The sequence below is a fragment of the Rhizobium sp. WW22 genome (assembly GCF_047041135.1).
Lineage (GTDB): Bacteria > Pseudomonadota > Alphaproteobacteria > Rhizobiales > Rhizobiaceae > Rhizobium.
In genome coordinates this window covers 193,599-213,977 of sequence record NZ_CP178198.1, presented here as the reverse complement: position 1 = coordinate 213,977, position 20,379 = coordinate 193,599, and the positions used below count along the sequence as shown (strand labels likewise).

Here is a 20,379-nt window from a genome sequence, read left to right as displayed (position 1 = left end):
TATCAGGCCGTGGGACAGCAGAACCGAAATAAAAGGTTAAGACATCAGACAAACTTAACGAGTTGTTTACCACGTTTCGTAAATTGTACGAGTTGAGCAGCAGTGCTTCGGGTTTCTTCAACTTATGCTTGGAAATCGCGCTGTCTTTGCCGCTCTGTTTGAGGAAAGCCAATACATTTATCCCTTTCCGAACGACGGATGCAGACAGCGCGGCGATATAGCAACGTCTTCTTCCATCAGCATGACGGCCCGGGGTGGTCCATAGTTCAAGGCGAGCAAAGATATGAGCGGATCGCGATCAAATCCTACCGGTACGGGCGACTGGACGTCGCTGGATGCTTTGAGCCGCACGATCGAGGGGCTGGAAGCACGCATCGAAGGGCTGATGGGAACCGCCGCCGCGCGCGATACGCGCCAGCGCGTCGCCGCGGGCTATGCGCCGGCCCCCGAACGAGCCGCCTCGGAGCGGATACCGCCCCGCCCCGAACGCGAGCAATATGCCAGCCGCGCTTACGAGCGCCCGTTGCGCAACGAACGCCATGAGAGCGATCTCCGATCCGATCCGCTTGCCGATATCCGTCAACGCCAGCGCACGCTGGAGGCAAACCGCGAACGTCTGCAGCCACGGCGCGAGGAAATCTCGCACGCAGAACCGCAGCCGGCCCGGCGGCCGATCGACAGCCATGCGCAGCGCCAGCCGATACGGGCAGCCGCCGCCGACGCACCGGTCGATATCGCCCAGGCGCTCGTCAACCTCCGCCAGGATCTGAAGCGCGACATCGCCGACAGCGTGAGCCGCGAAGTCACCGCTCTGCGCGCCGAAATCCGCGATATCCGCGAAAACGCCGAGGACAAGCATTTTGTCGCCGATGTCCGCCAGGACATGGCCAGGCTTGCCGACAGCATCAACCAGCTCGCCGGTCAACCGGAAACAGCCGGGCTGAAAGCCGAATTCGACGAGCTGCGTTCGCTAATGGACGGCCTTGCCCGCGAGGAATCCCTGCATCACGTCGAGCGCCAGGTGAAGGCGATCGACACATCCGGCCTGCAGGACGAGCTCGTCTCCCTTGCCTACCGCCTCGATGACATCAAACAGCATCTCGGCGGCATGAACGACAGCCCGGCCGTGCATGCGCTGGAAAACAAGCTGCTGACGATCGCAACCGCGATGGAGAGCCTCGGCTCCATGATGCAGCCGCAGGACCAGGCCATGCAACGGCTGGAAGGCCGCCTCAGCGGTCTTGCCGACCAGATCGACCTGATGAGCCGCGATGCTGCCGGCCGGCGTCAGCCTGCCGACGATCTTTCCGGCCGCCTCGAAGCGCTCGCCATGCGCATCGACGAGCTCGGCAGCGCCAAGGCCGTCGCCCGCCTTGAGGAGCGGCTGGACCAGCTTTCGCACTTAATGGAACGTGCGCAGAAGGCCGCGCCGCAGCCTGAACTCGTCACCTATCTCGCCGACATCTCCCACAAGATTGATGCGCTGGAACATGGGTCCGTCGGCAACGTATTGGCCGACCGGCTGGATTATCTCGCCCGCCGCATCGACGAGATCGATTTCCATCCGCCCGCTCCGGCAGCAAGCCTCGACGACAGCATGGCGCGCCGGCTTGAGGGCCGCCTCGCCGATATTGCAGCCCGGCTGGAAGCAAGCACCGCAGCACCGCCGACGGATATGCAGGCACTGCGCAGTCTCGAAGAGCAGATCGCCCATCTCTCGACATTGCTGACTGCCGAACCACGGGCCGTTGCGGATCATCTGCCCCCGGATTTCGATCGCCGCATGAGCGCGCTCGAAGACTATATGGCGACGAATGACGAATATATCATCGAAGCGGCCCGCCATGCGGCGGAAACCGTCGTCGAGGCCTATTCCCGCGAAGGCGGAATGGTGAACGGGTCGCAAGCAGCCGACATGTCGGCTTTGGCGGCTCTTGCGGACGATCTTCGTCATCTCGAGGACCTCAGCCGCGCCACCGACGAGCGGACGCATCGCACCTTTGAGGCCCTGCATGACACGCTGCTGCAGATCGCCGACCGTCTCGATCATATGGAGCAGCGCAAGCCTGCGCCCGCCATGCCGGCCGCAACGTTCGAAAGCGACGTTTTCGCCGAAGAGGATGCTCCAGGCCTGAAGCCGCCCATGGCGGCGCAGCAGAAGGCAGGTCCGATCATCCGCACGGTTGCGCCAGCAGAATCCTTAGTCTCCGGCGAAGTCGCCGTCGCACAGGCGATCGACGCCAATACGAAGGCCGAAATCAAGGCAGCCGTGAAGAAGAGCGGCAAGTCCAGCCTATTCGCGAGCCTCGGCAAGCGTTTCTTTACACCGGAAAAGGCCGAGCCGATCTTTCCGCCGGACCGTCCGGTCATCGAACAGGCGCCATCGATTGATCCCGCCGACGTGATGCCCGGCGAAGAGGCCAACGAACTGCTGGAGCCGGGTTCCGGCGCACCCGATATCAAGAAGATCCTAGAGCGCGTGCGCGCCAGCCAGAACACATCGCGCAGCGGAAACGCGCGTCAGCCGACCGAAAACGAACGGGCCGACTATATCGCAGCCGCCCGCCGCGCCGCGCAGGCCGCTGCCATGGAAGTCGACCAGACGCAACGCTCTGCCCCTGCTTCCAGGAAAGACGCCAAGAAGGGCGGCGCGTTCTCGCGCTTCCGCCGGCCGATCCTGCTTGCATTGGGCGCCGTCATGCTTGCCATCATGGCCTATCCGCTGGCGAACACGCTGACCCGCGGCCAGAAGGCGCCGACACCAGCCCAAGTATCGACGATGGTCGCGCCTGCCGATAGCGCCGCGACCAATACCGTCGCTGCCAATACGAACCCGGTCGCCAACAATCAGCAGCCTGCCGCAAATCAGGCTGCCGCATCCTCGGTATCCACGACGCAGACGGCGGAAGTCCAGCCCGCACCCACGGCCAGCGATCCCGTCGCTGCGCCAGCAAATGATCACCTGACGGCAGCGACCCCGCTCGACGGCAACCAGACAGCAAGCGAAGAGTTGGCACCTGCCGCCAGCGCACCTGCACAGCAGGCCGCTGCCTTCGTTCAGACCGAGAATACGGCGGCCGCAACTCCCGCCGCCACGCCGGCAGCGCCTGATATCGCTGTGCCCGACGGCATCCAGCCGCCATCGCTCGTCGCTGCCGCAAAATCGGCCGATCCGGTCGCGCTCTTCGAAATCGGCGCGCGCTACACGGATGGCCGCGGCGTTGCTGCCGATATGAAGCAGGCTGCGAGCTGGTATCAGCTTTCGGCCGACAAAGGTTATGCCCCGGCACAGTACCGCCTCGCCAGCATGTATGAGAAGGGCAATGGCGTCGATCGAGATCTCGTCAAGGCCAAGCAATATTATGAGCAGGCCGCCAATCAGGGCAACGCCAGCGCCATGCACAATCTCGCGGTTCTCTATGCTTCCGGTACTGCCGGCCCGCAGGATTATAACAGCGCGGCGAACTGGTTTATCCGCGCCGCCGATCTCGGCGTCTCCGACAGCCAGTTCAACCTTGCGATCCTCTATGCACGCGGCAACGGCGTGAAACAGGACCTGCAGGAATCCTACAAGTGGTTTGCTATCGCCGCAAAGAGCGGCGACAAGGACGCCGCCCAGAAGCGCGATGAAGTCGCCAACGCCATGAAGCCTGCCGATCTGGAAAGCGCCCGCGCCAAGGTCGACCTCTGGAAAGTGCAGCCGGCCGATCCGAAGGCCAATGGCACAAATATTCCTGACGAATGGACTACCGGCAAGGGTGTGAACACGGCCTCCATCGACATGAAAAAGGCAATCCGCAACATTCAGGCCATTCTCAACAAGAATGGCTTCGATGCCGGTTCGCCCGACGGCGCCATGGGTGACAAGACGGTAGCCGCCCTGAAGAGCTTCCAGAAATCCGTCGGCCTGCCGGCGGATGGACGGGTCACCGATCAAGTGGTCAAGGAACTGCTCGCCCGCAACAAGTAGCTCCGGGATTTCGTGCGAAAGCGATCTACCGACATGCCGGCGCCAGCGCGCCGGCATTTTGTTTAGGCGCTAAACGCCGCCGCATCCTCTGCAGAGGCTGGCTATTCCGCTATACAGCGTCACAGAAAAGTGGAAAAAACCGAGTTAGGGTGAAATCCGGCCATTCGAAAACTGTGGCAGCCCGGCCTTTCCTAAGGCTCTGGCAATGATTTCAGATTAGAATCCGCCGTTTAAGGGGAAATAGGCTTCGGTCACCGCGCCGAAAAGCCTGCAAATGGGAACAAGGCGTGACGATCTATCTGCCGATCGCAGAATTGTCGGTGAATATTTTCATTATTCTCGGCATGGGAGCAGCCGTAGGGTTTCTTTCCGGCATGTTCGGTGTCGGCGGTGGTTTTCTCATCACGCCTCTTCTGATTTTCTACAATATCCCGCCTGTTGTTGCCGTCGCCACCGGTTCCAATCAGGTCGTTGCCTCCTCTGTCTCGGGCGCACTCAGCCATTTTCGCCGCGGCTCGCTCGACCTGAAACTTGGCTCGATCCTGCTTGCCGGCGGTCTGGCGGGGGCGACCTTCGGTCTCTGGCTATTCGTGCTGTTGCGTAGGCTCGGCCAGATCGACCTGATCATCTCGCTAATCTACGTGATCCTCCTCGGCACGGTGGGCTCGCTGATGCTGTGGGAAAGCGTGCGGGCCATGCGTCGCGCCGCCGGCAAGCTGCCGCCAACAACCGGCAAGCCGCGCCATCACAACTGGGTGCAGCGGCTGCCGTTGAAACTGCGATTCAAGAAATCCAAGCTCTATCTCAGCGCCATTCCGGTCATCGGCCTCGGCTTCTTCGTCGGTATGCTGACGCCGATGGGTATCGGCGGCGGCTTCATCCTCGTGCCCGCCATGATCTATCTGCTGCGCGTGCCCACAAACGTCGTCGTCGGCACCTCGCTGTTCCAGGTCATTTTCGTGACGGCCTTCACGACAATCGTCCAGGCCGCTACGAACTATTCCGTCGATATCATCCTGGCCTTCCTCTTGATGGTGGCGGGCGTCATCGGCGCGCAATACGGCGTTCGCGTCGGCCAGAAACTGCGCGGCGAGCAACTGCGCGCGCTACTTGGCCTGCTCGTCCTGGCCGTCGGCCTTCGCCTCGTCGTTACTCTCCTGGTGACGCCGGCGGACGTTTACTCCGTCGTCATGGAAGGAGTGAGCCGATGAGGGGATTCGGACTGCTTCTTGCTACCGCATTGCTGCTCGCTCCGTTCACCACGCAGGCGCAGGTGCTGCTCGATCAGCCGACGACCTCGACCACGGCGCGGGAGACGATGGAGATCGGCACGTCGACGAGCGAGATTGCCATTACCTCGGACTTCACCGGCGCCGATCTGACGATTTTCGGCGCGCTCTCCAATACCGACCAGCTGCTTTTGGCCATCGGCCAATACGACATTGTCGTCGTGCTGGAGGGGCCGCGCGAGAATGCAACGGTTCGCCGGAAAGAGCGCGTCTTCGGCATATGGGTCAATACCCGCTCGATGACGTTCGAGCATGTGCCGGAAGCCTATTCGCTCTCCAGCACGCGCGCGGTCGACAACATCACCACACCGCTCGAACTCAGCGACCGCGGTATTGGCGTCGATCATATTCCGCTGACGCCGGTCGGCTTCGTCGGCAATGTCGGCGATGTTCCGGAATTCCGTAATGCCTTCCGGCGCCTGCAAAAGACAGGTGGGCTCTATGAAAGCGATCCTGCCGGCGTGCGCTTCGTCAGCTCCTCGCTCTTCAAGGCAACGCTCAGGGTTCCCGCCGACGTGCCGAACGGTGTGCACATGGTGCGCGCCTATCTCTTCAAGAGCGGCAAGTTCCTGAGTGAGAAATCGCTGCCGTTGCGGGTCATCAAGACAGGAATAGAGCAGACGATCACGGATGCAGCGCATCAGCGGCCGATCACCTATGGCATTCTTTCCGTGCTGCTGGCCCTCGTCACCGGCTGGAGCGCAAGTTTCATCTTCCGGAAGAACTGATCAGCCGGTTTTTCGGCGATTGGCGACTTCGAGATAGGCTTCGGTCAACCGGCCGAGCACCGAGGGCGTGCCCGGAGGCAGCACCTTGCCGAGATGCTTGGCACGCAGCTCGTCCATGAAATCATCCCAGAGCTTCTGGCCACCATCCTCCAGGAGCTCCGCCCGGATCGACAGCTCTTCGGACACCGGAAGATGCTTGCGGCCCCAGGCACCCATATGGGCAAAGAGCGGCACGAGGTCTATCGCCATTTCCGTCAGGCTGTAGATAGCCTTCTGCTTATGCGTCGGATCATCCTCGCGGGTCAACAAGCCGCGCTCCACCAGCCGCTTCAGCCGGTCCGCAAGGATGTTGGAAGCAATCCCCTCCTGCGACTTCTGCAGCAGTTCACGAAAATGCCGGCGATTGCCGAACATGATGTCGCGGATGACGATCAGGCTCCAGCGGTCGCCGAGAATTTCCAGCGTCAGATTGATCGGGCAGCCAGAACGATGCAGCGCGTCCATAATGATCTCCAAAAAACCACTTGCATTTTGCCATCAGTCTAGTTAGCTTTCAACTACTTGCTTTTAACAACCAGTTTTGATTATGAGGCAGTTATCACAACGGAGGAAGTGATGAGAAAGCTCGTTATCTGGAATCTTATGACGCTCGACGGCTATTTCGAGGGAACCAAGCCCTGGGACCTCGATTTTCATATGCTCGCCTGGGGCGATGAGCTGGAACACTATGCGACCGAGCTCGGCAAGGAAGGCGATCTGCTGATCTTTGGCCGCAAGACCTATGAAGGCATGGCCGCCTATTGGCCGACCGCGACGGAAACGTCTGACATTACCGCCTATATGAACGGCATCGCCAAGATCGCCGCCTCGCGGACGCTCGACAAAGCGGACTGGAATAATACCCGCGTCGTCGGCGACATTGTCGCTGAAGTGAAGAAGCTGAAGGAAGAACCAGGCAAGACCATGTTCGTCTTCGGCAGTGCTGAAGTGGCCGATGTATTGCTCAAGGCGGGGCTGGTGGATGAGCTCAGGATCTGCCTCGTTCCCGTCGTGCTTGGCAGCGGCAATCCGCACTTCAAACCGGCGGCCGAACAACGGCCGATGAAGCTCATCGATTCACGCCCGTTGAAGACCGGCGCGGTGATCCTGCGCTATGAGCCGGCGAACGCGGCCTAGGCCGAGAGATTGCCGAACCGCACGGAATAGATGCGGTCGCGGCCGAGCAGGTGCGCAATCAGGCTTTCCCGCGCGAAGAGGCCAGCCATGGCCTTGTGGCGCAGGTCGAGACCGCCGGTCATCACGCCGAAGGCCGGCATCAGCAGGCGGCCGCCATCCGTTGCAAAGCACGGGCGGCGCACTGATTTCTCCCGACGCCGAACGGTGGCAGAGGGATGCAGGTGGCCAGCGATCTCGCCGGCCTGCAATCCGGCCTTTGGCTCATGACGGAAGGTCAAACCACCACAATGCATCTCGTCGACCGAGTGCCCCGGCAGGTCGACCGTGCCGTCCGGATCATGATTGCCATTGATCCAGATCCATTCGCGACCGCGGGCCATGTTGACGATCAGGCTGCGAAACTCGTCCGGCAAGTGCTGCGAACCGATGCGATCATGAAAATTGTCGCCCAGTGAAACGACGAGTTTCGGATCGTAGCGCGAGATGACGGCGGAAAGAACGGTCAGCGTCGCCAGCGTATCGTATGGCGGCAGCATCATGCCGCGGCGGGCGAAGGCCGCGCCCTTTTCCAAATGCAGGTCGGAGACGACGAGAATGCAGGCATCTGGCAGATAGAGCGCGCCGAGCGGATCACAGACGGCGGCGACACCATGAATGACGGCCTCCACACCCAGCCCGTTGGCTGTGCCGTTGCCTTGAGCATTCATATCTCGCGCTAGCGCCAGGCGATTCATCACTTTAACAATCTACCTTCGTCGTCTGCTTTGCAGCATCCCTATTCCATTGCCTCGCGGATCAGGTCATCGGCCGCTTCCGCGAGCAGGGAATCGTGCGCCTCGCCCGGCACCGGCACCTTGCCGATTTCCAGCATCACCGGCACGGCGAGCGGGGAAATATGGTCCAGCGCGCGATGGGTTATATGGCCCTTGATTCGCTTCAGCATATCCGCAAGTCGGCCAATATCCAAAAGTCCGGTCGCGGCGTCCTGCCTTGTGGCCTGCAGCAGGATATGATCGGGCTCATGGCTGCGAAGCACATCATAGATCAGATCCGCGGAAACCGTTACCTGCCGGCCGGTCTTTTCCTTGCCCGGATGTCGGCGCTCGATCAAGCCGGCAATCACGGCACAATTGCGGAAGGTGCGCTTTAAAAGAAAGGATTCGTCGAGCCAGGCTTCGAGATCGTCGCCGAGCATATCCTCGTCGAAGAGGTCGGAGAGGCTAAGACGCCCGGTAGCGATCATCAGCCCCATGTCCTCCAGCCCCCAGATGCCGAGGGAATAATCGGTCGCGACGAAGCCCATAGGCTTGGCGCCGGCGCGCTCCAGCCTTCGGGTAAGCAGCATGCCGAGCGTCTGGTGCGCCAGCCTTCCCTCGAAAGGATAGGCGACCATGTAGGCGCGGCTGCCGCGCGGGAAAGTCTCGATCAGAAACTCATCGCGCTTCGGTAGCAGCGACTTCTCGTTTTGAATTTCCAGCCAGTCGCGCACCTGATCCGGCAGGCGGTGCCGCCGGTCAGGATCGGCAATCATCGCCCGCACCTGATCGGCGAGATAGGTCGAGAGCGGAAACTTGCCGCCGGCATAAGAGGGGATTTTTGGGTCCAGCGAGAAAGCCTGCGAGGCTAGGCATTCGCTTTCGCGGATGCCCTCGAAGCGCAGCACCTTGCCGGAAAAGAGGAAGGTATCGCCGGGCGAGAGCTGCTCGACGAAATATTCCTCGACCTTGCCCAGCGGCGCGCCGCCTCTTCCAAGCGAGCCCAGCGCATTGCGCTTCACCAGCCGGATATTGAGCATCGCCTCTTCGACGATCGTGCCGAGATTCAAGCGATACTGCTGCGCGACCTGCGGATTGGAGACGCGCCAGCGGCCATCCGCCATCTTGCGGATGCGGGCATAGCGCTCATAGGTTCTGAGCGCATAGCCGCCAGTGGCGACGAAATCGACGATGCGCTCGAAGGTCTCCCAGGAAAGCTCAGCATAAGGTGCGGCGCTCTGCACCTCGTCGTAAAGCTCCAGCATGTCGAAGGGTTCGGCGCAGGCCATGCCGAGCACATGCTGGGCGAGAACGTCGAGCGCTCCTGCGCCGATGGGCGGCGTGTCTTGGGCGCCCATATAGTTGGCATCAAGTGCTCCCTGGCATTCCATGACCTCGAAGCGGTTGGCCGGCACCAGGATCGCCTTCGACGGCTCGTCCATGCGGTGGTTGGCGCGGCCGATGCGCTGGGCAAGGCGGCTTGCGCCTTTCGGCGCACCGACATGGATAACGAGATCGACGTCGCCCCAGTCTATGCCGAGATCGAGTGTGGAGGTGGCGACGACAGCGCGCAGCCGGTTTTCCGCCATGGCCGCTTCCACTTTCCGGCGCTGGCCGACATCGAGCGAGCCGTGATGCAGGGCGATCGGCAGATTGTCGTCATTGGCCGACCACAGCTCTTGAAACAGCATTTCGGCCTGAGAGCGCGTGTTGACGAAGAGCAGCGTCGTGCGATGCGCCTTCAGCTCGCGATAGATATCGGGGATGGCATATTTGGCGGAGTGGCCTGACCAGGGGATGCGCTCTTCCGTCGACAGGATCGAGATATCGGGCTTGGCGCCACCCTCGACGATGACGAGGCCCGCATGGCGCTCTTCTCCCGGCCGCTGCGCCACCAGCCATTTCTGCAAGTCCATGGGATCGGCGACCGTCGCCGAAAGGCCGATGGTCTGCACGCGCGGCGCCAGCTTGCGGATGCGGGCAAGGCCGAGCGACAGCATATGGCCGCGCTTGGAGGTGACGAGCGAATGCAGTTCGTCAAAGACGATATATTTCAGATCCTTGAAGAAGCGTTCGGCCTCGCGATTGGCGAGCAACAGCGCCACCTGCTCGGGCGTCGTCAGCAGAATATCGGGCGGGTTGAGCTTTTGCCGCTGGCGCTTGCCAGCAGGTGTATCCCCCGTGCGGTTCTCGACCGTGACAGGCAGGCCCATTTCCGAAACGGGCTTCATCAGGTTGCGCTCGATATCGACTGCGAGCGCCTTCAGCGGCGAGATGTAGAGCGTGTGGATGCCGGTGAAGGCCGAGCCGGGCGGAATCTTGCCGCGCCGGGTGAGGTCCGTCAGCGACGGCAGGAAGCCGGCGAGCGTCTTGCCGGCGCCTGTGGGAGCAATCAGCAGCGTGCTTTCGCCGGCCTCAGCGCGGGCCAGCAGTTCCAGCTGATGGGCGCGCGGCTGCCAGCCCTTTTCCGCAAACCAGCGGGTGAAGGGGGCGGGCAAGGTAAGGAGGCGGTCGGCGTCGATCTGGTCCACGGGCTGAATGTAGTTGAAATGTGGAGGATAGGAAGCGGGGTGGCCGGAGAAGAGCAAGATGGGCCGCGCGTTCTTTCACCAAGGCCGCTTAGGCGCATTGGCTTCCACACGCACCGTCATCCTCGGATCAAGCCCGAGGATGACGAACCCTTCTTCTAGTAGCAGCTATAACCGGGCATTTCTCGCTCATTCGCCCAACAACAATTCTCTCGCATTCCTCGCTTGACTCCCACTATAATCATAGATAAAAAATATCCATGATTAGAAAGGCACGAAAATGAAGCTCGGAGACGGCGTCGAACAATCCATTCATTGCGTCGGCATGCTGGCTGGCCTTTCCGATGGCGGCGTGCTGTCAGCAGCAGCGCTTGCCGAATTTCACGGTGTCTCTGTCAGCTATCTTCTGAAGCATCTTCAGGCGCTTTCGGGTGCCGGCATCCTCGATACCGTGCCGGGACCGAAGGGCGGATACCGGCTGGCGCGCAAGCCGGAGGAGATCACCCTGCTCGATATCGTGCTGGCCGCCGAAGGCCCCGCCCCCGCGTTTCGCTGCGCTGAAATCCGCCAGCGCGGTCCGAACCCGCTTGAAGGGCGCTACTTCGCCAAGCCCTGCGGCATCAATGCCGCCATGCTGGCGGCCGAGCGCGTCTATCGGGCCGAACTGGCAAAGACAACGATCGCCGACGTGCTGACCGACCTCAGGCAGACGGACACGGACGGTGGCATAGCCGCGAGAGGCTGCACCTTTCTCGAGCTGCATGAACGCAAGACCAGAAACTGAACCTCAATTTAAACCCAAGGAGAAGACCCATGCATCCGCGTTTCAACTTCGCTAAAGCCTCCCCGGACTCCTACAAGGCCGTCGTCGCGCTGGAAAACTTCGTCCAGAGCAGCGGCCTCGAACGGCGCTTCATCCACCTGATCAAGCTCCGCGCCTCGCAGATCAATGGTTGCGCCTATTGCGTCGACATGCATGTGAAGGAAGCCCGCCATGATGGCCTCAGCGAACAGTGGATCAACCTGATGTGCGTCTGGTGGGAATCGCCTGTCTATGACGACCGCGAGCGTGCTTTGCTCCGCTGGGTCGATTCCGTCACCAAGATCGCCCAGACCGGTATTCCAGATGCCGATTTCGAGCCGTTGAAGCAGCATTTCAGCGAAGAAGAGATTGTGAAGATCACGGTCGCGATCGGCACGATCAACATCTGGAACCGCCTTGCCGTCGGCTTCCGCTCGCAGCACCCGGTGGATGCGGCAAGCAAGGCTGCTTGAGCCTGCTTTCTCTGAGCGTGTTATGGCCGGAGCTCTCCCTTGAACGCCGTCATCCTCGGATCAAGCCCGAGGATGACGGACCGTGGGGGTTAGCAGCGAGGGCCCAAGAGGGTCTGAGCGACAGCCGCGGCCTGATAAAATTCCAAAACGAGAAACGCGGGGCGAAGGCCCCGCGTCATTTATTGGCTTCCTATGCTTGGCAGGCAAGCGTGAAAGCTATCAGGCAGCAACCGAGCCGAAACCAGCCGTCGGAACTTCCGAGATGGTCTTCAGAACCTGGGAAGCGATCTGGTAGGGGTCGCCTTGCGAGTTCGGACGACGATCTTCGAGGTAGCCCTTGTAGTCGTTCTTGATGAACGAGTGCGGAACACGGATCGAGGCGCCACGGTCGGCAACGCCGTAGCTGAACTTGTTCCACGGAGCCGTTTCATGCTTGCCGGTCAGGCGCATGTGGTTGTCCGGGCCGTAGACAGCGATATGGGCTTCGAGGTTCTTGTCGAATTGAGCCATGAGCGCTTCGAAATAGGCCTTTCCGCCGACTTCGCGCATGAACTTGGTCGAGAAGTTGCAGTGCATGCCCGAGCCGTTCCAGTCGGTATCGCCGAGCGGCTTGCAGTGGAACTCGATGTCGATGCCATACTTTTCGCAAAGACGCAGCAGCAGGTAGCGAGCCATCCAGATCTGGTCGGCGGCCTTCTTGGAGCCCTTGCCGAAAATCTGGAATTCCCACTGGCCCTTGGCCACCTCGGCGTTGATGCCTTCGTGGTTGATGCCTGCTTCGAGGCAAAGGTCGAGGTGCTCTTCAACGATTTCGCGAGCGACATCGCCGACATTCTTGTAACCGACGCCGGTGTAGTACGGACCCTGCGGAGCCGGATAGCCCGCTTCCGGGAAGCCGAGCGGACGGCCGTCCTTGTAGAAGAAGTATTCCTGCTCGAAGCCGAACCATGCGTCTTCATCGTCAAGGATGGTCGCGCGGCTGTTGGATTCGTGCGGGGTGACGCCGTCGGGCATCATGACTTCGCACATGACGAGAGCGCCGTTGGTACGGGCCGGGTCCGGATAGATGGCGACGGGCTTCAGCACGCAATCGGAGCTGCGGCCTTCGGCCTGCATCGTTGACGAACCGTCGAAGCCCCAAAGCGGAAGCTGCTCGAGCGTCGGAAATGCGTCGAATTCCTTGATCTGCGTTTTACCGCGCAGGTTCGGTACCGGGGTGTACCCGTCGAGCCAGATGTACTCGAGCTTAAACTTCGTCATTACGCACCTCATAACAGTTAATCAGGCGAAGTAGGAAAAACTTGGCCGGCGCGCCCGCCGGGAAATCCTCTCTACGATCGGCTGGCAAGAGAGATGCATGTGCCGTGCCAGATCGCATCGACATCTGACCCGTCAGGCGAGATTTTTATGATTCAGCCGCGTTCGGGCAAGATTTCCCGGTGCCAAGCATCAGATTCTTTTCAAATCGCCGCCATGGCCCCAATCGAGCTGCCAAAGTGTCGCAGGCTCCACCGGCCCTAAAATAGATTGGAAAATCGGCAGATCAAAGAAGCGGCATCCGCTGCACTATCATCAAATTGCCTATAATTTCATCATTTAGCATTTTTTTTAAGCGGAATGGTGATATTTACCTTGGGCTTTGCTATATATGAGTTGTCTCTTGAAGCGCGCCCGCTTGAACACCAAAAAGGGAGAGACAGCGAATGGCAATCGGTACTCGGTACGAAACCGCAAAGATCTATCAGTTTCCCGTCACGGCCCGCCCCACGGCGCTCAGCCAGCGTCCGAAGGTGAACCTCACCCCGGATATCGGCCCGTCTATTGCGACGGCCGCATTCGACAGCTGGTATCACGAAGCCGCGATCGTCGAATCCGACGAGACCCGCAAGCAATAGATATAAGCTTTACAGCGCTATATAGCGGTCTGAGCGATGATTGATCGCAACGAAAAGGTTGAGGACAATTGCGCCGATGACGGAGCAGATGACCACTGGCGGCGTGGTCACGGCAAAAGCGACCGCGAGCACGCATAGGTCGATTGCAAGCTGCACCAGCCCTGCCCTGATGCCGAAACGCTCCTGCAGATAAATCCCCAGAATGCCGACGCCGCCGAGGCTTGCCCGATGGCGATAGAGTGCGAGCAGCCCGAAGCCGAGAAGAATGCCGCCGAGGAGCGCCGACCAAAGTGCATTGATATGTGCGACATTGAACAGCACCGGCTGCAGATTGGTCAGCAGTGAGGTCAGCGCGATGGCGATGAAGGTCTTGATGGTGAAGGCCGCGCCGAGCTGTTTCAGCGATAGATAGAAGAACGGCAGATTGACCACAAAGAAAGCCAGGCCGAAATTCACGCCGATTGCGTAATGCAGCAGGAAAGCGATGCCGGCAGTACTGCCGGTCAAAAGGCCGGCGCTCGAAAGGCAGAACAGCCCCAGCGACGAAATCAGGCTGCCGGAGACGATACCCTGAACATCCTCAATCCACGAATGCCGGGTCGCGGACGTCTTCCAGACACCAAATGCGCTCTTTGCGTTTGCCATGTGCTTTCCCCTGGGTTTCCAGGCTTTTTGCTGGAAGCTCCGGCGACAATCAAGCAAAAATACGTAAGCAATACTGACCTATTTTAAATTCGCAAGATTCGAAATCATCAAGCCGATTTCCGGGTAATGAACAGAATGCCGTGGACCGGTTTTCCGCCATCCATGCGAATGATGCTGCGGGTGAGATCCAGTACCGTAAAGCCGTGACCGGCCAATATCTCCCGAACATAGGCTTCGGAGTGCGCAAATCGGAGGGAATCGCACAGCACATAACCATCCGGTTGCTGCGCGTCCTCGACTGAAAAGGCGAAGATCGCTCCATCGACCGAAAGCTTGCGGATGATCGCCATCACACCTTGCAGATCGCCGAGATACATCAGCACGTCGGCCGCAGTGACCAGATCCGCCCGGCTGGCGGCAGGCTCGGCATCGAAAACGCCTGACAGATCCGGCTCCAGCGAGAGGTCGGCCTGGCCGAGATGATCGTAGACGTGCTTTTCCGCCGCCTTGGCGAGCATGCCCTTTGACAGGTCGTAGCCCTCCAGCCGATCGACGCGAGCACGGATTTCCGGCCCGAGCAGGCCCGTGCCACAGCCGAGATCGACCGCGAGGCGGAAATGTTTGGTGGCACCGGCCGTTTCGGCGATCAGGGCCGCAAGCTTGCCGGGCACGCTATAGCCGAGCTTCTCGACAAGCGAGCTTTCGAAGCGGTCGGCATAGTCATCGAACAGCCGCTCGACATAGAGGCTCGGCGGCCGGTCCGGCACTTCGGCACCGCCAAGCACCGCAAGCTTCAGGCGGGCGCCGAAGACATCCCCCGCATCGAGCGTCAGCACCTCGTTCAACGCTGCGATCGCGCCTGATACATCGCCGGCCTTTTCGCGATAGGTTGCGAGCGTGAACCAGCCCGCCGCCCAGCCCGGCGCCAGCTCCAACGCCTGCTCCATCAGCTCGGCAGCACTCGCGGGTTCGCCGCTCTCGGCAAGCATCTTCGCATAGTCGGCGCGGCGGTCGGCAATGACATCGCCGGAGGAAAGCTGGCTCGGCAGCATGGGTTTCATCCTGTTTGACGCTTGCCTTTGAATGCGGCCATAAAAAAACTCAAGTCCTATTTCAGGCAGACGCTGGTTTACGGTGTAAGCTGGGGCAAAAGTGCTTGCGAGTCGCAAGTGCTGTCCCTATCTCAACACCGACCGACTGCCATTATGGAGACGTCAGCATGTCCGATCAGGTGAACAGATTCCTTGGCGACTCGCCAGGTAGAACGCTGGTGAAGCTCGTCATCGTGTCGCTCATCGTCGGCGCCGTGATGAAGTTCTTCGGCTGGCGACCTCTCGATTTCCTCTATGGCGTCCGCCGCTTCCTGCTCGATCTCTGGCACAGCGGCTTTGCCGCGCTCGGCGAGTTCGGCGATTATGTGCTGCTCGGCGCATCCATCGTCATTCCGATCTTCATCATACTTCGTTTGTTCAATTACCGCAGCTGACATGACCTCCCCGACCCTGACCTTAACGCGCCGCGATGCGTTGCGCCTCACCGCTCTTGCGCTTACCGCATCCGTTGCGAGCTGCGCCACGCCGCCCGCCCGCGTTTCCAATATCCCCGCGAGCGACCAGACCGCCTCCGCACTGCCGCTCGTCAATGCACTGCGCGCCAAGAGTGGCCTGCCACCGCTGAAGGTCGACGCGGCCGCCAGTGCCGCCGCAGTCTATCAAGCCAGGCGGATGGCGGATGCTGGCAAGATGGAGCATCTGATCGGTCTCGGCGACGATTTCGGCAAACGGGTCAAGACAAGCGGCGTCAAGCTGCCGGCGGCAGAAAACATTGCCGAGGGCCAGCGCGACGTGAGCGCGGCGGTGACGGCCTGGATCAATTCGCCGAAGCATTTGCACAACATGCTCGGCAAATATGATGGGCTTGGCGTTGCTCTGGCCTACAACCCCTCTTCCGGCGACAGGCCCTATTGGTCCATGGTGCTGTCCTCGAACTGAGGAGGCGTAACGCAGCATGGATATTCAGCAGAGGAGCGTAAGGGTCCTACCCTTCGACGTGACGCATCGGCTGGTGCTGTCGATCGCGATTCCGATGACGCTCGGCTTCATGACCACGCCACTGCTCGGCCTTGTCGATACCGCCGTCGTCGGACATATGGGCCAGCCGGACGCCCTGGCGGGGCTTGCGATCGGCGCCGTGCTCTTCGACCTTCTTTTTGCAAGCTTCAACTTCCTGCGTGCCTCGACGACCGGCCTGACAGCTCAGGCCTATGGCCGCCATGATCGACGCGAACAGCAAGCCGTGTTCTGGCGGGCACTGATATCGGCGCTCGGCTGCGGTATCCTGATCGTCATTCTTTCGCCGCTGCTGCTCTGGATCGGTATCAAGCTGATGGGGCCGGAAGGCGGCATTGCCGATGCAACGCGCACCTATTTCTCTATCCGTATGCTCTCCGGCCCGGCGGCGCTTGCCAATTACGCGCTGCTCGGCTTCGTGCTCGGCCGCGGCCAAGGCCGCATCGGGCTCTTGCTGCAGACCGTCATCAACGGCGTCAACATCGTGCTCGCCATCCTGCTCGGGCTCCATCTTGCCTGGGGTGTGGCCGGCGTTGCCTGGGGTACCCTGATCGGCGAGGCGAGCGGCATGCTGCTCGGTCTTTTCATCGTGCTGCGCAGCTTTGCCGGCGAGGAGCGGCCGGCGCGCACAGAATTGTTCTCGCGCGCCAAGCTCACACAGCTCTTCGCGCTCAATCGCGATATCCTCATCCGCACCTTCGTTCTGATCGGCGCCTTCACGCTGATGACGCGCATCGGCAACAGTTTTGGTGCGGTCATGCTCGCCGCCAATGCCGTATTGATGAACTTCTTTTTGTTATCCGGCTACTATCTCGACGGTCTCGCCAATGCCGCCGAGCAGATCACCGGCCGCTCGATCGGCGCCAATTATAGGCCGGCCTTCGAGCGCGGGTTGAAGCTGACCGCACTCTGGTCCTTCGGGCTGGCGCTTGCCGCCGCAATTTTCTTCTTCATGGTCGGGCCGGCGCTGATCCGCCTACTGACAACATCCGAAGAGGTGCGCCTCGCTGCGGAGACCTATCTGCCCTGGGCAGCGATCACGGGCCTGACCGGCGCGCTCGCCTTCCTGATGGACGGGGTCTTCATCGGCGCCCATGGTCACGCGAGATGCGCAACAAGATGCTACTCTCCTTCGGCGGCTATCTCATAGCGCTGGCCATCCTCGTGCCAACGCTCGGCAATCACGGCCTATGGATGGCCATGAATGCCTTCCTGCTGTTTCGTGGCATCTTCCTGGCCATGGGCCTGAAGAAGCGGGCGGATCAGACGTTCCGGTTCGCCCAGTAATCCAGCTTGGCGTCGCGCAGGTCGCGGATCGAGCCGGCACGCTCGCGGTCAAGCAGCTTCGACAGGCCAAGGACGATCTGTCCCGGCAAGCCGGGGCCTTCGTAAACCATGCAGGAATAGAGCTGCACCAGATCGGCTCCGGCCTTGATCTTCTCCAGCGCCGTCTCTGCCGATGATACGCCACCGACGCCGATAATCGGCAATGCGGCACCCACGCGGCGGCGCATTTTGGCGAGCACCACGGTCGATTTTTCAAAGACCGGCTTGCCGGAAAGGCCGCCTACCTCCTTGGCCTGGCGCTGATCCTTTAACCCATCGCGCGATAGCGTGGTGTTGGAGACGATCAGACCGTCAAGCACGTGAGACAAAGCTTCGGCGGCGATATCGTCCATGCCTTCCTCGGTCAGATCCGGAGCGATCTTGAGAAAGACGGGAATGCGCTTGCCGGCCTTTGCCGCTTCCTCGTCGCGGGCGGCAAGCACGGCCGACAGCAGGGCCGACAGGCTTTCGCGCGCCTGCAGATCGCGCAGGCCCGGCGTATTCGGCGAGGAGATATTAGCGGTGAAATAGCGCGCCACGGAGTAGAAGCGGCGGATGCCGGCGACATAATCGGCAATACGATCGGCACTGTCCTTGTTGGCGCCGATGTTGACACCAATGATGCCATTGCCGCGAATAGTTTTGAGGCGCTGGAAAGCCGCTTCATGGCCCTCATTGTTGAAGCCGAGGCGGTTGATGACGCCTTCGTCTTCAATCAGGCGGAAGATGCGCGGACGTGGGTTGCCCGACTGCGCCTTCGGCGTGACAGTGCCGATTTCGGTAAAGCCGAATCCGAGTTTCAGCAATGCCTCCGGCACTTCCGCATTCTTGTCGTAGCCGGCGGCCATGCCGATGGGGTTGGCAAAATCGAGCCCGGCCACGGTCTGGCGCAGGCGAGGATCGGCGTTGATACGGCAGGTCGGAACCAGCCCCGATTTCAACGCCGCTATCGACATGCCGTGAGCGGTTTCCGGATCGAACAGGAACAGGCCGCGCCGGCCGAGATCGCGAAAGGCGCCGATCATTCCGACATCTCCGGAAAGATGTGAGCGCCATCATCACCGATCGGCAGCGGCCTTTCCCAGAGCACGGCCGAAAGCGGCAAAGGCGCATAGAGATGCGGGAAGAGATCGCCGCCGCGCGAGGGTTCGAAAACCAACTTCTCGCCAAGCGCATCGCCATCGATCGCGACGAGCAGCAGCCCGGTCTGACCTGCGAAATAGAGCTCGGCGGTTTTCTTTGCCTGCTTCGCGGTGGAGAGATGAATGTAGCCGTCGGTCAGATCGATCGCCGCGCCATGAAAAACGCCGGTTTGTCTGGCTTGCTGCCAGAGCGTGTCCGGCACGACCTTGTAAACCACTGGCATGGCGATCATCATCCCTCTGTAAAGCTGTGCTGATAGGGCTTTGCACGAAAACATCAGCCGATGTCCACGGTTTCCGTGATGGATTTGGGGTTTAACGCAGAAAATCCGGAGGATGACATGACGAAGGAACTGAAAATCGGCCTTGCGGCCATGCTTCTGCCCGCTGCTTTTCTTCTCTCCACGCCGACTTTGTCGGCCGAACCGGATGCGGAACGCTTCCAGCTGGAGCGCAGCGGCGATCACTTCATCCGGCTCGACAAGCAGACCGGCGCGATGTCGATCTGCCAGGATCAGGGCGGCAATCTCGTCTGCCGCATGGCCGCCGACGAGCGCACAGCCTATGACGATGAGCTGGACCGGCTTTCCGACCGCGTAACGAAGCTGGAAAAAAACGTTGCCGCAAACAAGGGCTCAAGCCTGCCCGACGATGCCGAGATCGACCGCACGCTCGGCATCATGCAGAAATTCATGCGCGGCTTCATGGGCATGGCGAAGGAATTCCAGAACGAGCAGCCGGATGTCAAGCCGCAGCCACAGAAGACCTGACGCCGAAAAAGGCGCCGCCGCGAAAGCACGGGGATAAAGGACCCTATTCCTATGCCGGTCTTTACTCGCCAAAATGCCTCGGTTAACGTTTTCTAAAGAGCACAGCGCCGGGGAGCCGGCGCGCGGATACCGAGCGGTGATGCTGTCACACGAACAGATATGGGGTGCGATCGACCGGCTTGCGGAGCGGCATGCCTTGACCCCTTCCGGGCTTGCCCGCCGCGCCGGGCTTGACGCTACCTCCTTCAACAAATCGAAGCGGCTGAGCCAGGACGGACGTCTCCGCTGGCCATCGACGGAATCGATCGCCAAGATCCTGGATGCGACCGGAGCAAGCCTGGAACAATTCCTGAGCTTTATCCGCCCGGCCGAACCACTGACCACAGCAGTCGTGAACGGAATCCTGCCCTCCGGCACCTCCATCCCGCTGATCGGCTTCGCCCAGGCGGGGGCTGGCGGCTTCTTCGATGATGGTGGCTTTCCCGCCGGACAGGGCTGGGACATGGTGGAGTTTCCGGTTGCCGCGGCACAGAGGGCCGGCGTCTATGCACTGGAGGTGCAGGGCGAAAGCATGTTGCCGCTTTATCGCGACGGGGATATTCTGATCGTCGAGCCGGGAGCCCAGATCAGAAGGAACGACCGCGTCGTCGTGAAGACCCGAGAGGGCGAAGTCATGGCCAAGGTTCTGTTGCGGCAGAGCGCCAAGTCGATCGAGCTTTTGTCGCTCAATCCGGAACACCCCAACCGCAGCTTCGATCTTGCGGATGTGGAATGGATTGCCCGGATCATATGGGCCAGCCAATAGGAAAGT

At 60.8% G+C, this 20,379-nt stretch carries 19 protein-coding genes and 1 pseudogene; 12 read left to right on the top strand and 8 right to left on the bottom strand.

Translation table 11 applies throughout. The features are described from left to right. Positions 1-283: 283 nt before the first annotated feature. From ACK83U_RS01175 to ACK83U_RS01165, 3 genes are all read left to right on the top strand, one after another. Positions 284-3,970 (top strand): peptidoglycan-binding protein, encoded by a 3,687-nt coding sequence (locus ACK83U_RS01175; RefSeq protein ID WP_112608049.1) that lies wholly within the window; start codon positions 284-286, stop codon positions 3,968-3,970. 287 nt (positions 3,971-4,257) lie between these two features. Then, entirely contained in the window at positions 4,258-5,181 is a 924-nt protein-coding gene (locus ACK83U_RS01170; protein WP_112336572.1) for a sulfite exporter TauE/SafE family protein, read from the top strand. Continuing rightward, positions 5,178-5,987, top strand: coding sequence for a TIGR02186 family protein (locus ACK83U_RS01165; RefSeq protein ID WP_112336573.1), 810 nt, complete (start codon positions 5,178-5,180; stop codon positions 5,985-5,987). The genes ACK83U_RS01170 and ACK83U_RS01165 overlap by 4 nt, the downstream gene beginning before the upstream one ends. On the opposite strand, the gene ACK83U_RS01160 is transcribed toward ACK83U_RS01165, so the two are convergent. After that, positions 5,988-6,491, bottom strand: coding sequence for a winged helix-turn-helix transcriptional regulator (locus ACK83U_RS01160; RefSeq protein WP_112608047.1), 504 nt, complete (start codon positions 6,489-6,491; stop codon positions 5,988-5,990). 111 nt (positions 6,492-6,602) lie between these two features. Between ACK83U_RS01160 and ACK83U_RS01155 the strand changes: the two genes are divergently transcribed. Beyond that, positions 6,603-7,163: a dihydrofolate reductase family protein gene (locus ACK83U_RS01155; protein WP_112608045.1), complete on the top strand. Its 561-nt coding sequence runs from the start codon at positions 6,603-6,605 to the stop codon at positions 7,161-7,163. On the opposite strand, the gene pdeM is transcribed toward ACK83U_RS01155, so the two are convergent. Both pdeM and ACK83U_RS01145 read right to left on the bottom strand, forming a co-directional pair. Then, positions 7,160-7,897 (bottom strand): ligase-associated DNA damage response endonuclease PdeM, encoded by a 738-nt coding sequence (gene pdeM, locus ACK83U_RS01150; protein ID WP_112608043.1) that lies wholly within the window; start codon positions 7,895-7,897, stop codon positions 7,160-7,162. The two genes, ACK83U_RS01155 and pdeM, sit on opposite strands and share 4 nt — an antisense overlap. A 41-nt stretch (positions 7,898-7,938) precedes the next feature. Beyond that, positions 7,939-10,449, bottom strand: coding sequence for a ligase-associated DNA damage response DEXH box helicase (locus tag ACK83U_RS01145; protein ID WP_112608127.1), 2,511 nt, complete (start codon positions 10,447-10,449; stop codon positions 7,939-7,941). Positions 10,450-10,726: 277 nt separating this feature from the next. Between ACK83U_RS01145 and ACK83U_RS01140 the strand changes: the two genes are divergently transcribed. Both ACK83U_RS01140 and ACK83U_RS01135 read left to right on the top strand, forming a co-directional pair. Next, positions 10,727-11,230: an RrF2 family transcriptional regulator gene (locus ACK83U_RS01140; RefSeq protein ID WP_112608041.1), complete on the top strand. Its 504-nt coding sequence runs from the start codon at positions 10,727-10,729 to the stop codon at positions 11,228-11,230. 29 nt (positions 11,231-11,259) lie between these two features. Beyond that, a complete protein-coding gene (locus ACK83U_RS01135; RefSeq protein ID WP_015338745.1) occupies positions 11,260-11,721 on the top strand; it encodes a carboxymuconolactone decarboxylase family protein in 462 nt (153 codons plus the stop codon). Positions 11,722-11,940: 219 nt separating this feature from the next. On the opposite strand, the gene ACK83U_RS01130 is transcribed toward ACK83U_RS01135, so the two are convergent. Then, positions 11,941-12,981, bottom strand: a complete 1,041-nt coding sequence (locus ACK83U_RS01130; protein WP_112336578.1) for a glutamine synthetase beta-grasp domain-containing protein — start codon at positions 12,979-12,981, stop codon at positions 11,941-11,943. Positions 12,982-13,424: 443 nt separating this feature from the next. Between ACK83U_RS01130 and ACK83U_RS01125 the strand changes: the two genes are divergently transcribed. Continuing rightward, positions 13,425-13,616, top strand: coding sequence for a DUF2735 domain-containing protein (locus ACK83U_RS01125; protein ID WP_112336579.1), 192 nt, complete (start codon positions 13,425-13,427; stop codon positions 13,614-13,616). Positions 13,617-13,625: 9 nt separating this feature from the next. On the opposite strand, the gene ACK83U_RS01120 is transcribed toward ACK83U_RS01125, so the two are convergent. Both ACK83U_RS01120 and ACK83U_RS01115 read right to left on the bottom strand, forming a co-directional pair. Continuing rightward, on the bottom strand, positions 13,626-14,261 hold the full coding sequence (locus ACK83U_RS01120; protein WP_112409874.1) for a YitT family protein: 636 nt from the start codon (positions 14,259-14,261) through the stop codon (positions 13,626-13,628). Positions 14,262-14,368: 107 nt separating this feature from the next. Continuing rightward, complete coding sequence (locus tag ACK83U_RS01115; protein ID WP_112608039.1) at positions 14,369-15,313, bottom strand: methyltransferase; 945 nt, start codon at positions 15,311-15,313, stop codon at positions 14,369-14,371. A gap of 167 nt (positions 15,314-15,480) precedes the next feature. Here ACK83U_RS01115 and ACK83U_RS01110 point away from each other — a divergent pair, with 167 nt between their 5' ends. From ACK83U_RS01110 to ACK83U_RS01100, 3 genes and pseudogenes are all read left to right on the top strand, one after another. After that, positions 15,481-15,747 (top strand): DUF6460 domain-containing protein, encoded by a 267-nt coding sequence (locus ACK83U_RS01110; protein WP_112336582.1) that lies wholly within the window; start codon positions 15,481-15,483, stop codon positions 15,745-15,747. A gap of 1 nt (position 15,748) precedes the next feature. Beyond that, a complete protein-coding gene (locus ACK83U_RS01105) occupies positions 15,749-16,252 on the top strand; it encodes a CAP domain-containing protein (RefSeq protein ID WP_112608037.1) in 504 nt (167 codons plus the stop codon). Between the two features lie 16 nt (positions 16,253-16,268). Next, positions 16,269-17,617, top strand: a pseudogene (locus tag ACK83U_RS01100) (MATE family efflux transporter). Here the strand turns inward: ACK83U_RS01100 and ACK83U_RS01095 are convergent. Then, a complete protein-coding gene (locus tag ACK83U_RS01095; RefSeq protein WP_112608033.1) occupies positions 17,593-18,681 on the bottom strand; it encodes a quinone-dependent dihydroorotate dehydrogenase in 1,089 nt (362 codons plus the stop codon). The pseudogene ACK83U_RS01100 and the gene ACK83U_RS01095 overlap by 25 nt on opposite strands. Beyond that, entirely contained in the window at positions 18,678-19,034 is a 357-nt protein-coding gene (locus ACK83U_RS01090; RefSeq protein ID WP_112608031.1) for a DUF952 domain-containing protein, read from the bottom strand. Before ACK83U_RS01090 ends, ACK83U_RS01095 begins: the two co-directional genes overlap by 4 nt. A gap of 105 nt (positions 19,035-19,139) precedes the next feature. On the opposite strand from ACK83U_RS01090, the gene ACK83U_RS01085 reads away from it, so the two are divergent. Both ACK83U_RS01085 and ACK83U_RS01080 read left to right on the top strand, forming a co-directional pair. Next, positions 19,140-19,568, top strand: a complete 429-nt coding sequence (locus ACK83U_RS01085) for a hypothetical protein (protein WP_112336836.1) — start codon at positions 19,140-19,142, stop codon at positions 19,566-19,568. A 139-nt stretch (positions 19,569-19,707) separates the two neighbouring features. After that, complete coding sequence (locus ACK83U_RS01080) at positions 19,708-20,373, top strand: helix-turn-helix transcriptional regulator (RefSeq protein WP_112608029.1); 666 nt, start codon at positions 19,708-19,710, stop codon at positions 20,371-20,373. Positions 20,374-20,379: the final 6 nt, after the last annotated feature.